Source organism: Oceanobacillus sp. FSL K6-0118 (assembly GCF_038006665.1).
GTDB lineage: Bacteria > Bacillota > Bacilli > Bacillales > Amphibacillaceae > Oceanobacillus > Oceanobacillus caeni.
Map to the genome: position 1 here is coordinate 91,712 of NZ_JBBOVR010000001.1, position 14,263 is coordinate 105,974.

General features: G+C 36.8%; 15 protein-coding genes. 4 read left to right on the forward strand and 11 right to left on the reverse strand.

Translation table 11 applies throughout. The features are described from left to right. Positions 1–24 precede the first annotated feature (24 nt). Genes MHI02_RS00390 through MHI02_RS00420 form a run of 7 tightly spaced genes read right to left on the reverse strand, consistent with a single transcriptional unit; the run spans position 25 to position 5,865 of the window. Entirely contained in the window at positions 25–444 is a 420-nt protein-coding gene (locus MHI02_RS00390; protein ID WP_341165564.1) for a Na+/H+ antiporter subunit G, read from the reverse strand. After that, on the reverse strand, positions 422–709 hold the full coding sequence (locus MHI02_RS00395) for a Na(+)/H(+) antiporter subunit F1 (protein ID WP_047185194.1): 288 nt from the start codon (positions 707–709) through the stop codon (positions 422–424). The genes MHI02_RS00390 and MHI02_RS00395 overlap by 23 nt, the downstream gene beginning before the upstream one ends. Then, positions 709–1,191 carry a Na+/H+ antiporter subunit E gene (locus MHI02_RS00400; protein ID WP_047185195.1) on the reverse strand — a complete coding sequence of 161 codons (483 nt, stop codon included), beginning with the start codon at positions 1,189–1,191 and terminating at the stop codon, positions 709–711. Before MHI02_RS00400 ends, MHI02_RS00395 begins: the two co-directional genes overlap by 1 nt. Before the next feature lie 37 nt (positions 1,192–1,228). Next, complete coding sequence (locus MHI02_RS00405; protein ID WP_341165565.1) at positions 1,229–2,710, reverse strand: Na+/H+ antiporter subunit D; 1,482 nt, start codon at positions 2,708–2,710, stop codon at positions 1,229–1,231. After that, complete coding sequence (locus tag MHI02_RS00410) at positions 2,703–3,044, reverse strand: Na(+)/H(+) antiporter subunit C (RefSeq protein ID WP_047185197.1); 342 nt, start codon at positions 3,042–3,044, stop codon at positions 2,703–2,705. Before MHI02_RS00410 ends, MHI02_RS00405 begins: the two co-directional genes overlap by 8 nt. 3 nt (positions 3,045–3,047) lie before the next feature. Then, positions 3,048–3,470 (reverse strand): Na(+)/H(+) antiporter subunit B, encoded by a 423-nt coding sequence (locus MHI02_RS00415; RefSeq protein ID WP_047185198.1) that lies wholly within the window; start codon positions 3,468–3,470, stop codon positions 3,048–3,050. Next, positions 3,457–5,865: a Na+/H+ antiporter subunit A gene (locus MHI02_RS00420; protein WP_216884253.1), complete on the reverse strand. Its 2,409-nt coding sequence runs from the start codon at positions 5,863–5,865 to the stop codon at positions 3,457–3,459. Before MHI02_RS00420 ends, MHI02_RS00415 begins: the two co-directional genes overlap by 14 nt. A 798-nt stretch (positions 5,866–6,663) precedes the next feature. Here MHI02_RS00420 and MHI02_RS00425 point away from each other — a divergent pair. Beyond that, the gene (locus MHI02_RS00425; protein ID WP_047185200.1) at positions 6,664–7,347 is read left to right on the forward strand and encodes a histidine kinase; all 684 of its coding nucleotides are present in this window, start codon (positions 6,664–6,666) and stop codon (positions 7,345–7,347) included. Between the two features lie 57 nt (positions 7,348–7,404). Here MHI02_RS00425 and MHI02_RS00430 read toward each other — a convergent pair whose 3' ends face one another. Both MHI02_RS00430 and MHI02_RS00435 read right to left on the reverse strand, forming a co-directional pair. Then, on the reverse strand, positions 7,405–7,554 hold the full coding sequence (locus tag MHI02_RS00430) for a hypothetical protein (RefSeq protein WP_165589181.1): 150 nt from the start codon (positions 7,552–7,554) through the stop codon (positions 7,405–7,407). Positions 7,555–7,702: 148 nt separating this feature from the next. After that, positions 7,703–8,755: an FUSC family protein gene (locus tag MHI02_RS00435; protein ID WP_047185201.1), complete on the reverse strand. Its 1,053-nt coding sequence runs from the start codon at positions 8,753–8,755 to the stop codon at positions 7,703–7,705. Between the two features lie 543 nt (positions 8,756–9,298). On the opposite strand from MHI02_RS00435, the gene MHI02_RS00440 reads away from it, so the two are divergent. From MHI02_RS00440 to MHI02_RS00450, 3 genes are all read left to right on the forward strand, one after another. Next, on the forward strand, positions 9,299–10,105 hold the full coding sequence (locus tag MHI02_RS00440; protein WP_047185203.1) for an N-acetylmuramoyl-L-alanine amidase: 807 nt from the start codon (positions 9,299–9,301) through the stop codon (positions 10,103–10,105). A 250-nt stretch (positions 10,106–10,355) separates the two neighbouring features. Beyond that, positions 10,356–10,655 carry a helix-turn-helix domain-containing protein gene (locus MHI02_RS00445; protein ID WP_052771711.1) on the forward strand — a complete coding sequence of 100 codons (300 nt, stop codon included), beginning with the start codon at positions 10,356–10,358 and terminating at the stop codon, positions 10,653–10,655. After that, a complete protein-coding gene (locus MHI02_RS00450) occupies positions 10,652–11,533 on the forward strand; it encodes an IS3 family transposase (protein WP_052771788.1) in 882 nt (293 codons plus the stop codon). Before MHI02_RS00445 ends, MHI02_RS00450 begins: the two co-directional genes overlap by 4 nt. 655 nt (positions 11,534–12,188) lie before the next feature. On the opposite strand, the gene MHI02_RS00455 is transcribed toward MHI02_RS00450, so the two are convergent. Continuing rightward, positions 12,189–12,965, reverse strand: a complete 777-nt coding sequence (locus MHI02_RS00455; RefSeq protein ID WP_047186841.1) for a 3-hydroxybutyrate dehydrogenase — start codon at positions 12,963–12,965, stop codon at positions 12,189–12,191. A 24-nt stretch (positions 12,966–12,989) separates the two neighbouring features. After that, positions 12,990–14,174 (reverse strand): acetyl-CoA C-acetyltransferase, encoded by a 1,185-nt coding sequence (locus tag MHI02_RS00460; protein WP_047186840.1) that lies wholly within the window; start codon positions 14,172–14,174, stop codon positions 12,990–12,992. Positions 14,175–14,263 lie beyond the last annotated feature (89 nt).

The following is a 14,263-nucleotide window of genomic DNA, read 5'->3' on the forward strand; positions in this document are numbered from 1 at the left end:
TGCAGTATAGATTGCACTGATTTTTTATTCCAATACTTCATCGCTTTTCACACCAGTATCTTTACTCGCCTTTTCTTCTTCCATTTGCTTTTCCTTCTTCTTTAACACTTCCGCCAACTCATCCTCTAACGTTGCATCTGTCATTTCCACACTGGATCTATATGCCGCTCTTATGATGAGATGACCAGCGACGGGAGATGTCAAAAGGACAAATACAATTCCCATAATCATGCGGACACTAAAAAATGACTCGGACACCAATAAATAAATAAATACTCCAGATAGAGTAAGGGAAACTGCCAAGGTAGAGGACTTCGTGGCAGCGTGTGAACGAGAATAAACATCTTGAAAACGAATAATACCAATGGCACTAATTACTGCCATTATCGAACCTACCAAAATCAAGAGTGCTGCAATAAACTCAATCATCCCGTTTACGCTCAATGATAACGCCGCCCTTCTCAATAAATTTGGAGAAGGCAATTGTACTAATAAAAGCTAAAACTGCCAATATGAGGATAACGTCAAAGAAGGCCTTCGTGTCTAAAATCACTGATACAATAGCAATCGCTGTAATAAGATTAACCCCAATCATATCTAGTGCAATCACTCGGTCAGGTAAGCTCGGCCCAAAAATAATTCGGTATAATGCTATTACTATAGCTACGCCAAATAATGTGAAGGATACTTGTAACATCGTTTCAATCATTATCTGGTCACCCCCATAATTGCCTCTTCAAATTTGTGTAAAGATCTTATTAAATTCTCTTTGGATTCTTGGACATCGATTGCGTGAATATAAAATGCGTCCCCTTCTGGTGTTACCTCAACTACAACGGAACCCGGAGTTGTGATTAAAAGTAAGGCGAGAAGCGGGACTTCCCATTCACCTCTTAATTTCGTCTCAAATTTAAATATTCCTGGCTTTACATTTATTTTTGGGCTAAGAATTTGCTTTAATACTTGATAACTTGATTTGGTTATCTCTGATAGATAAATTAGAATCAACTTTATAAAGGCAAAAAGCCTACCTAAGTAAAAACGTTTCCCGAAAAAACGATGCATTAAATATAAAATACCAATTCCTACAATGTAGCCTGTCGCAAATGTAGTAAGATAAAATTGGTCCTCATCTTGGAAAAACATCCATAGGAATGCTATTGACAAGTTTATAATAAACTGGGCGGGCATGGTATACCTCCTAATAAAACGTACTTTAGAATTTCAGTTAATCTTGTGTCAATACCGCATCAATATAATCACTAGGGTTTAATAATGTATTTGCTGCATCACTAACATAAGGAAAAATGAACTCAGCACCCAATCCCAGAACAATAGTCCCAATTGTTAGGATGGCGCATGGAATCATCCATCCATTTTTCATAGGTATTTCATCTTCTGAGCTAATAATCGTTTCTCCCCAAAAGCATTGAAGGAAAACCCGAAGAAGCGAGTACAAAACAAAGATACTTGAAAGGAAAGCTAAGGCAAGTAAGATATAAGACCCTGTTTCAATCGTCCCTTGACCTACGAGCACTTTCCCAATAAAACCACTAAGTGGTGGAACTCCAGCTAATGATAACATGACAATAAAGAACATCCATCCTAATAGTGGATAATTTCGTATAAGTCCACTCATCTCATCAATTCTAGTCGTGCCTGTCACTGAAATCATGGTACCAGCTAATAGAAATAATAGTGCTTTAACAATCATATCGTGCATCAAATAATAAATAGAACCTTCTAATGCCTCTGGCGTTGCTACAGCCAAACCTACCAGAATAAAACCAACTGCTATGACGACATTATAAGTGACAATTAAACGTATGTCTTTATACGCAACAGCCCCAATACTTCCACCAATCAATGTTAAAGCCGCTAATACAGTGATAAAGGTGTGTGTAATAGAAGGATCATGATAAAAAAATAGTGTAAATACACGAATCATTGCATAAATCCCAACTTTTGTTAATAATGCTCCAAATAATGCAGCGATTGCGGTTGGCGCAATACTATAAGAGCCCGGAAGCCAGAAATAAAGTAATAGTCCAGCTTTCAAGGCAAAGACCGTTAAAAACACAATACTAATAACGGTCAACAAAGGCGTTTGACCTGATTCAGCTATCCGTTCTGAAATATGAGCCATATTTAATGTTCCAATGGCACCATATAAGTATGCAATGGCAACAAGGAAAAACCATGAAGACAAGACATTGATTAATACATACTTAATGGATTCTCTTAATTGTACTTTTTCTCCTCCTAAGGCAATAAGCACATAGGATGCAAGTAACATAATTTCAAAGCAAACATACAAATTGAACAAATCACCGGTTAAAAATGAGCCATTCACACCGGCTACTAAAAAGTTCACAAAAGAATAAAAGTACATTTTTTCGCGAGCTTCTCCAATGGAAGAAAAAGCATAAATAAGGCAAATTGCCGCCACTAAACTTGTGATCAGAACAAGAATTAATGCGAATGAATCCGCAACAAACGAAATACCAAATGGAGGCATCCAACCACTGAAGTCAATACGCTGTATTCCAGCTATTTGATTAAGATGTAATAAATAAGCAGCAATCCCTATATTACCTATCATGACAATGAAACTAATCCATCTTTGTAGCTTAATTTGGTTACGGAAGAAAACAAACAATATACCTGCTAAAACAGGAATGACCATTGGTAAGACAACCAGATTATTCATCTTTAATACCTCTCCATTCAAACAGATTATCTGTCCCTGTTTCACGGTACGTACGATAGGCTAAAACTAATAATATAGCAGTTACTGCAAAACTGATCACGATAGAAGTTAAAATAAGTGCTTGTGGTAGAGGATCAACGTATGATAACGCCTCATCCGTTAAAATAGGAACTTCACCGCTTTTAAGTCCTCTTCCCATCGACATAATTAATAAATGTGCCGCATGAGAAAGTACGGCTGTACCTAATATAACCCTCAGCACACTTCTTGAAAGAATTAAATATGTTGCTACTGATACCAAAACACCTGTTAGGATGGTGGTTAAAGTTTCCATAAATTACACATCCTCAACTATACTTAAAATAATGGTTACGACAACTCCGACAACAACTAACGCAACACCGGCTTCAAAAATAGTAACCGTCGTTAACTCCGTTTCCCCAAAAAAAGGGAGATCAAAATAAGCAAAGGTTTGCGATAGAAACGGTTCACCAAAAAGGAGCGAGCCAAAGCCCGTTGTAACCGAAATAAACGCTCCTAAAGCAGCAACCTTTTTAAAATCAAAGGGAATGGCGCCCCGTACCGTCTCAATATCAAAGGAAACAAAAAGCAATACCAAAGCCGCAGCTACTACTAGACCACCAATAAATCCTCCCCCAGGACTATGATGTCCAGATAAAAACAAATAAACAGCTAAGGTTAATATAATAAATACAACAAGCTTTACAACTGCTCGTAAAATAACGTTATTTGTCTTCAAGGGGATTATCCCCCTTTCTTGCCTTTAGTTTAATGAACGTATAAACCCCTAGTCCTGCGATAAGCAATACTACTACTTCAAGCATTGTATCAAAAGCCCTAAAATCCCCAAGAATCGCATTGACAATATTAGTTGCCCCGGCAAGTTCATATGCATTTTCATAAAAGCTTGAAATAGATTCAAATAGCTTCCCGTTTTGAACAGCTAAAGCGATCGTAGTAAATATGACACCTACCGCAACAGATACAATGCCATTAACAATCTTGGAGCGTTTTTTACTATCTTCTTTCTTCCATTCAGGTAGAAAATAATACGCAGCAAGGAATAGTACGGTTGTTACTGTTTCGATTACGGTTTGGGTTAACGCCAAATCTGGTGCACGGAATATAACAAAAAATATTGAAACCCCATAACCCAACACACTATTTAAAAGAATTGCAGTTAGGCGAGACTTAACGAGTAACATAGAGATAGCCGCAATAATCATCGCTATCGTGATTAGCCACTCAAACTCAGTTACAGTAGAGTATTGTTCGATATCGAATAAAAATGCTTTTGTATTTAACAATGTTCCACCGACAGCAATTATGAAAAAGATGTAAATATAGACCATATAATCTCTTAGATGACCAGTCATATAGGAATTGGTAATGATCTTTGATACCTTTTCGATTAGCTCTAAACTATTGCCATACAACGCATTGAAAGATAACTTCTCTGGAAGAATCCAATTATATAGTCCCTTCCAATGACGAAGAAAAATAAATAGGAATGCTCCAAACACAATAACACCAATCGTCATCTTTAATTCTAGATTAAAGCCATGCCACGCAGAAACATGCTGACCAAGGTCTTCCGCACCTAGTTGAGGGAAAATGCTATACATAGCCGGTTTGATTACATAATTCCCCAAAACGTTCGGAAAGAAGAAAATTAGAATTACAAATAAACCTAGAACTATCGGTGAAAATAGCATTCCAAATGGAGCCTCATGTGCAGGGTGTTCCAATTTCTCTTCCTGGTATTTCCCAAGAAAGGTTTTGAAAACAAAAATCATACAATAAACAAATGTTAGTATACTTGCTGCCCAGGCAACCACAGGAATCAAGCCCATCCATACTTCAGAAGTAAAATGAAGTTCACGAACGCTTAATATAGATGTAAAGAACATCTCTTTACTAAGGAATCCATTAAAAGGTGGTAGACCCGCCATAGAGAAACTTCCAATGATAGAAATCGTAAACGTAATTGGCATTAAGGTAGCTAATCCACCAAGTCTCCGTATATCACGTGTACCTAGTTCATGGTCAACAATCCCTACAACCATAAACAGGGCTCCTTTAAATGTGGAGTGATTAATTAAGTGGAAAATTGCTGCAAACGCAGCTTGTGTATAAATGACCATATTCATAGAATGTCCATGTCTAAGTGCGACTGAACTTATCCCAATCATACTCATGATCATACCAAGTTGACTAATAGTCGAATAAGCCAAAAGGGCCTTAAGATCTGTTTGTCTAATCGCATTAAACGATCCCCAGAATAACGTAATGATACCTACTATCGTGACTACCCAGAACCATGTTAGTTCTCCACCGAAAACAGGTGTAAACCTCGCAACTAAATAAATTCCTGCCTTTACCATGGTTGCCGAATGTAAATAAGCACTAACAGGGGTTGGAGCTTCCATCGCAGTTGGTAACCAAATGTGAAACGGATATTGAGCAGATTTCGTAAACGCACCAAGTAAAATTAATAACATTGCCGGAATAAATAGTGGATGGTCGTGAAAGCCGGAAATCGTTGTAATCATTTCACGAATACTCATCGTTCCCGTCATTACATAGAGCATAATAAAACCTACAAGCATTCCAAAACCACCACTTATCGTAATAAGCAGTGATTTTTGAGCCCCATCCCTTGAACTTTTCCGATGATACCAGAACGCAATTAGTAGGAAGGAGGAAATACTTGTTAATTCCCAAAATACATATAAAACCATGATATTGTCAGAGAATACAACACCGAGCATCGCACCCATGAATAGTAACAAATACGTATAAAAATGAGATAAATTTTCTTCACTTGATAAATAATAAATGGAATAAATAGTAACTAGGGAACCTATACCAGTAATTAATAAGGCAAAAATTAAACTTAATCCATCTAAATATGTTATGAAATTTATGTTATAGGACGGAATCCATTCAAATGTATATAGATACGTCTCTCCACTTGCAATGTTAGGTATATAACTTACAAGATAGAGGAATAATGCGGTTGAAACTAAGAAAACAAACCAACCAACATGAATCCCCTTTATTCTTTTGTAAATAATTGGTACAATCATGGCAGCTAAAAAAGGAATAATAATAGCTAAATTAACAGTGTACAAATCGGGACCTCCATTTCAAAAATGTCTGACTTCTTTCTTTAGAAAACTTGGCGTTCGCTTTAGCTTGGACGAAAACCTTACGTTTATGCAGTTTTTTCGATGGGGCAGGTAATCGGAGCCCCAGACAGGAAGGTTTTTATATTTTCCTACCTACTTTAGAAAAATTGCGTCCATACCATCTGTGAACATCATGCATATATTATTAATGCTCATTAACATTATGATTTCTTTAATAAAATTGATTGTAAATAAGGGGATCTTTTAAGTATCTATCGTGGAATTAATAAGTGCATAAGCACAAATTAATAATGATAGAAATAATAAGGAATTATTTGATAAATGACGATAATTGAATTTTTATCAATAATATAATTATAACTTATCGAGCTAAACATTGCACTTCTGTTGTTTTATCGATTTGGATATTGTTTTTATGTTACAAATCACTTATGCTATATGGAAACACCTTTAGATATTATTTTTTCCCAAACCCTTTTTTAAAAGAGAGGATGTTCAAAAAGTCCGGTGAAAAAGACACTTCGCATTTCTTCGTTGGCTTGCTTTTCCGCTCCTTGGAAAAGAAAACCACTTTTCCGGCGTGCAAGAGCGTCTGCTCACGTATTAATTGCATACGTTCCGCTGCTCAAAGCTACTCCGCCTCGAACTGCTCGGTCCTTTTCATCCTCCTTTTTGAACACGCACTAAAATTTATGGTTCACGGGAATAAAATATCATGTTAAAATATTAAAGTTTTAGTAAGAATATAATGGATGAAATATAAGAGGTGAATTTGCCGTCATGAGAAAAATTAAAGGTCGAATGGACGAAAGTATTTTAGTTTGTGTGTACTACGGCCCTAATGGCGAAAGGTTAATAAGACGAGGACATAAATTGGCCAAAATTATGGATTGTCCATTATATGTACTTACAGTAGATCAAAAGCCATACGACGAGTTCGACGCTGAAAAGTCTGGTTATGTTGATAGTTGGAAAGAACTATGCGATGAATTGGATGTAGATGAATTTATTATCCGAGATAATGAAAGTCGTCCTCTAGTTAAAACAATTAAAGAAGTTGCACATAACCATAACATTACTCAAATTATCATTGGCCAAAGTCCACAAAATCGTTGGGAAGAAATTACAAAAGGCTCATTTGTAAATGTTCTTCTACGTGAACTAACATTTATAGATCTTCATATTGTATCCATTGATCGTACACTCAAGAGTGAAGGTGACACGATGTTTGAAAAAGGCGTTCGTGCTTTCCTAGAACAAGACGGAGAAACTTACCGATTACGTTTTACTAGATCAAAGAACAATCTTTATGAAGGAATTTTCTATAAGGAGATTGGAACAGATTTTAATAATGGGATATTTAAATTTGTTAATAACAGAGGAAAAACATGCCAAGTGCATATCACGGAGGATATTGCAACAGGGAAAATGAGCGAACCTCCTAATGTAAAAAGGGAAAAATAAAAGAAACAGTGTGGCCAAAGTGCTACACTGTTTCTTTTATTTTAGTGGTTTTTTAACTTATAGTTCTTTATCGCTTAAATACTCATTTGGTGTTTCTCCACCATGTGGGTTTGAATTCTTAAATGGACTTTTTCTTCCGTTTCTTGTTTCCCCATGGTTTTTTCTTTCTTTAAACTGTCTGTTTCCGCCTGCTTTATTGCTTCCCATAATAAATTCCTCCTTGCTTAAGTTCGGCAAATGCATGCACTTATGCAAATCTTCACGCCGGCAGCTCCAGGATAAGAAACTTTTATATTTCTTATCTACCAATTAGTTTTTGAAGGAAGGAGGAATTTATTCAGGAACAGATTGTACCTTAATCAGAAGTCTGAGCAGCTTTCGATTCATTAATCCGTACCATTCTTTCTAATTTGTCCAGTTCATCAAATAATTCAATTAAGCTATTTGCAATAGGAAATACATAGGACCACTTTGTAAATTCGGAACCTTGAAGTTCATCAATTAAGTTGTTAATCGTTACATGCATCGCAGCCTTTATTTCCTTTTGCAGATTCAAATCTAATTTTACTTTTTCTTCATACATAAGGAATATATTTTCACTATAGCCATTTAGTCCACTTATTAATTTCTTTATCAAATAACTTCTTGTACTTGAGTCTTCTATTTCACCTAAGTTTTTCTCTAAATGGATAATTAATGTATACTGCCTTTCTAATACTCGAATCATATGTTTATAAATAATAATACTTCTTAAAAATTCCATTTTATTTTTTATAAATAAGCGATTCCGTTCATCTGAGATAATTTCATAATAATCCTTAGCCTTTGAGATTAGCTTCTCAATTTCACGATCTTCTTCTTTTTGTTTCGGTATGCTTAATGTTTTATTTGGAATAACTCGTAATAGAAAATGTATTTTTTCACTCGTCTTTTTCACAAGGTTATATAAATTCTTCTTATGATCTGGTGGAAAAATAAAAGCATTCACTAAAAAGGCAGCAATAACTCCTATCGCAATAAGTGATATTCGTTCAACAATATAAACAAAATTAATACTATCATCACTTGCAAGCATCATCGCCATGATGGTCAATGCAGTTAAACTGACCGTTTTATTTAATCCTAGCTTTATGTTGATTGCAATCGATATAATCACCACAGCACCAACCGATAGTGGATGTGTCCCAAGCAAAAAAGTACCCAACAATGAGAAAATGACAGCAACACCATTTCCAATCAATACTTCCTTAATATACGTAACAGATCTCATGATGGATTGTTGCATGGCTAGTACTGAAGCAATCGCCGCAATGATATCTAATTGCAAATTTAACATCCCTGTAACCAATAATGTTAATGTTACAGCAAGCCCTGTTTTAAGCATCCTTGGACCAATATTGAATTCCATATTTACATCATACACCTCTATTTAAATGATATTGTCATTTATATGTTCGAACCACGAATCTTATTATATGCAATAACTAGAGGTCTGTCACTCGCTATTCTTTATCAAAATCGGAAGCTCCCCTACAGGCTATGAACATGACGTTCTGTCGCAACGCCTGTACTCACACATGCTTTACTTCGTAGCGACGTACGGACTGCGTCTGGCCATACCAGGTGGTCCGATTATTAAAAAACGTACCTAATAAAGAAGAATTCCATCAGTGCAGGTTTTCCTTCATCCCTCACATATGGTTAGTCGCACTTTCTTTTACGGACAGTTGATCTTCCACCCAACTTCTTTGAGTGGGATAAAAGAAGTAGATGCGGCGATATCATATTTCTCCTTATTTTTGCAGAGGACATATATATTCCTATTTTATCCACTTGAACATCATCCTTATTGAAGAATTTATCATATTTCACCCTTTTTAGCATGTACCATCCCCCCATTTTCAATCCAATCACGATTATAGAAGTGAAATGAAATCTAGGAGGATGACAAATGAAAAGGGTATTTTTGGATCCAGGCCATGGTGGATCAGATCCTGGTGCAGTAGGGCATGGCCTGAAAGAAAAGGATGTTGTATTAGATATTGCACTTCAGATTCGTCACATATTGGATAAGGAATATGAAAATGTAGAAATTCAAATGAGTAGGACAACTGACATTTCGAAAAGTTTACGCCAACGAACAAATGAAGCAAATGCGTGGAATGCGAATTATTTCATTTCTATCCACTGTAATGCATTTAATGGAAAAGCAAAGGGATATGAGGATTTTATTTTTAGCGGATTAAGTGATTCTAGTCAAAGTGCAAAATACAGAAATATCATGCATCGTGAAATATCCAACGGAATTGCCTTACAAAATAGGGGGAAGAAAAAGGCAAACTTCCACGTTTTACGAGAAACCTCCATGCCAGCCTTCTTATCTGAAAACGGCTTTATTGACAATCATTCAGATGCAGCCCTTATGAAACAAGCCTCATGGAGGAAGAAGATAGCCCAAAATCATGTAAACGGAATTGCAAAAGCACTTCAACTGAAGAAAAGAACAAATGGTAATCAAAAGAGTGACTCCTTATACAAAGTAATTGCTGGTTCCTTTCAATCAAAGGAAAAGGCACTAAATCGAGTATCTTTTCTAAAGACTCATGGTATCGAAGCATTTATTGAAACAATCACTTTATCCGGAGCAAAGTGGCATAGAGTACAATCAGGTGCTTTTTCAAACCGGAAAAATGCTGAAGCTCATCTGAAAAGAATCGAAAAGATAGGAATCGATGCTTTTATAATAGTACTCTCTTGAGATAGAAAAAACGAACGCTGATCACATGAAGATAATACGTAGTTAAATAGCAGAAAGCAATTCGGGAATCGAGTTCGCCCCTGCTACTTTTTTATAGTTTTTGGTTTCTCACGGACATTTCCTTTCCCGTTTTCATGGGTTTTGTCCGTGATAACTCCTGTTATTGTATCAGTAAAGTAGACAATTTTAGAAAGTGTCCTATTCATTTGATAATCTTATAGTAGAAAAAGATAGAAATTAGGGGATGAATATGGCAAGACAACTAAAAAGATACAGTTATGAATTAAAGAAAACAGTAGTTGAAAAATATTTCGAGGGGCACGCGATCCGTGATTTGATAAAAGAATATAACATTAGTGCACCTCGAGTAGCGAATCGTTGGGTTAATAAAGTACGTGAAGGAGGTTATGAAGCGTTAAAAGATACAAGAGGTATGAAAAGCATAGGTAAACAGAAACGAAAAGAAGAGGAAACCAAAGATGAAATTATCGAAAGACAAGCATTACAAATTGAATATTTAAAAAAGCTTTTGGAGCTGGAAAGGATGTGAGAAAGCAGAAAGAGGTACAATTTTCCTTTATAGAAGCGAATGAGAAAGATTATCCTGTTACGATGTTAGTTCAACTGACTGATGTATCACGATCTGGTTATTATAAATGGAAAAAACGTGGAGGGGGTAGTGTTCAGGCACAAAGGGATGAAGAATTATACAACTACATCATCAAATTACATCATAAACATCGTGGTACGTTGGGGAGAAAAAGAATGAAAATGGCATTAAAAGATGAATATGGCATTGAGGTTGGAGAGAGGCGTGTATCCAAGATCATGCGGAAATATGGTATTCGTTGTAAAATCCGTCAAAGGCGTTCTGTCAAGCGTAACGAAATAAATAAAAAAGTACCTAATCTATTAAACCGCAACTTTCAAGCGAAGAAACCTGGAATAAAGTTTGCGATTGATATTACCTATTTACCAGTGGAAAAGGGACCAAACAAATATATTTATCTGTGTGCGATTAAAGATTTATTTCATGACGAGATTGTGGCGTATGCAATTAGTCATCGTCAAGATATAGAACTTGTGTACGAAGCATTAAATCGTTTAAAAGAAAAAAAGTTTGTGAAAGGTGCCATTCTACATAGTGATCAAGGCACACAATTCACAAACGCTGGTTATCAAATGCGTGTCAAAGAGATGGGCCTCACCCCATCTATGTCTCGCAAAGGCAATTGCTGGGACAACGCATGCATTGAGAACTTCTTTAGTCATTACAAGTGTGAAATAGAATGCTTCTTTGAAAATGCAAAGAATGTATTTGAAGTTCAAAATGCGGCAAACCAATATATCCATTACTTTAATCATAATCGAATCAACACAAAATTACAAACAAGTCCCGTAAAATACATCAAGCGTTATGCCAGTTAAAAATGCATGCAGGGAGCCACAGCGGAGCTGCTTGCCCTTGCCAGGCATGCCTCTTCTTGGCGATTCGTTGTGTTGGGGATAGGGGCCCCGACCAACGAGAGCTTAGAAGAGATGGTTCGTGGTACGCTGTGTGTGCGAATAGGGAGCTTTAATAGCTTTATTTTTCCCGATTCGCCACTTTATTCACCACCACGAACCCAAATGCTTGGCAAGGGTGGCGGATATGATAAGAGCTCAAATATTTGGTAAGACAATGTATTAGGTGAAAATTTAGAGACACTTCAGTACTGTCTACTTGACAGAACCAGGTGCATCCCCTCACGGACTTTTCCTGGCTCTTTTCCATGAGTTTTGTCCGTGATGACTCCTCTCTCGACCTTTTCCTTGTTCATTTTCATAAGTTTTGTCCGTGATAACTCCTCTCTCGACCTTTTCCTCGTTCATTTTCATGAGTTTTGTCCGTGATAACTCCTCTCTCGACCTTTTCCTCGTTCATTTTCATGAGTTTTGTCCGTGATAACAAAAAGGCCAACTTTTTTTACAAAAAGTTGACCTTGTCTATTATCATATATTGTAATATCCTTAATAACTTCCGTTGCTTTTCAAGTTTCTTCAAATTATTTCTCTCACTTGTAGTATAACTAGTCAATCTGATTTATTGTGCCGTATACCCACCATCAAGGACAACGGCTTGGCCGGTTACTCCTTTGGCTTTATCACTTGCTAAGAATAGAGCATAGTCCGCTACTTCTTGTACATCAATTAACCTCTTTTGAGGAACAAGTGGATAAAGGACTTCTTCTTTCACCTTTTCAACCGGTACATTACGTGTTTTTGCTAGATCTTCAAATTGTCCTCGGACCAAAGGTGTATCAATATATCCAGGGCAAATAGCATTTACCGTAATACCATTTTCAGCCGTTTCTAACGCAGCAACCTTTGTTAATCCTATCAACCCATGCTTTGCACTATTATATGCTGCTTTCCCAGCAAACCCTATTAACCCGTTAATAGATGCCATATTTAAAACACGACCAAACCCTTGCTTTTTCATAATTGGAAAGGCATGTTTCATAGCGATAAATGGTGCAATCTGCATAACATTAATCATAAATTCAAATTTCTCTGTTGGGAAGTCTTCAATTGGTGCGACGTGTTGAAGTCCGGCATTATTAATTAAAACATCAAGTCTTCCATATTTTTCAACTGTTTGATGGATAGCACTTTTTATATCCTGTTCTTTTGTCACATCTACCTTTAAACCGATACAATCATGACCCTTCGTTTGTAAATCCTTCGTCACCTCTTTAAGCTTTTCATCATTAATATCAGATAAAACAACCTTTGCCCCATTTTTCAGAAACTCGACAGCAACCTGGTACCCAATTCCGCTTGCTGCTCCGGTGATAAAAACTACCTTTTGGTTAACCAATTTACGTCCCTCCAAAATCGTATGTTAGTTTTCCATTTCTACAATGCTGCTAACGCCCATGCCACCGCCAACACAAAGGGTTGCTAAGCCAAAGCGGTCGCCTCTTCTTTTCATTTCGTAAAGTAATGTAACTAAAATTCTTGCTCCACTTGCGCCAATTGGGTGGCCTAAGGCAATAGCACCACCATTTACATTAAGCTTGTCTTTGGGAATATCTAAATCTCTTCCAACAGCCAATGATTGTGCTGCGAAGGCCTCATTTGCTTCAATTAAGTCAATATCACTCATCGAAACTCCTGCCTTTTGAAAGGCTTTATTCGTTGCAGGTACAGGACCAATACCCATGATTTTTGGATCTACTCCAGCAGACGCGTTTCCACGTAAAACAGCTAAAGGTTTCACTCCCAATTCTTTTGCCTTTTCTCGACTCATTAATACCAATGCAGCTGCACCATCATTTATTCCAGACGCATTCCCCGCTGTAACCGTTCCATCCTTTTTAAATGCAGGTCTTAATTTTGACAACTTCTCAGTAGTTACCCTGTCACGTGGGAACTCATCTTGAGCGAATGTTATTGGATCTCCTTTTCGTCTAGGAATAACAACAGGAACTATTTCCTCATTGAACTTACCATTTTTAATTGCTTTTTCCGTTTTTTGCTGACTCCAGGCAGCAAATTCATCTTGTTCTTCCCTCGTTAAACTATATGTTTCAGCAATATTTTCCGCTGTTATCCCCATATGATACTCATTGATAGCACATTGTAAACCATCATTGATCATACTATCGACAACTTTACCGTCCCCCATTCGGAACCCTTCTCTTCCCTTAGGTAAAAGATATGGAGCCAAACTCATATTTTCCATCCCACCAGCAACCACAATTTCTGCATCACCTACTTGAATGGATTGGGTGGCAAGGTGAACAGATTTTAGACCGGAACCACATAGATTATTAATGGTAGTTGCTGGAACTTCCTCAGGTATACCAGCTTTAAGTGCAGATTGGCGTGCTGGTCCTTGTCCTAATCCCGCTTGAAGGACATTTCCCATAATAACTTCATCCACCTGGTTACCTTCTAATCCTGCACGATGTAGTGCTTCTTTTATAACAATCGCACCTAATTCGGTTGCTGGTGTATTACTCAACATCCCCATAAAGCTTCCTATCGCTGTACGTACCGCGCTAACAATAACTACTTCTCTCATTATTTAACCTCCCGCTTTTTCTTCTTTCCGTCTATGTTTAAATAATAAAACATTTATTTGAACCATAAATTATAATAATAGATGAACGT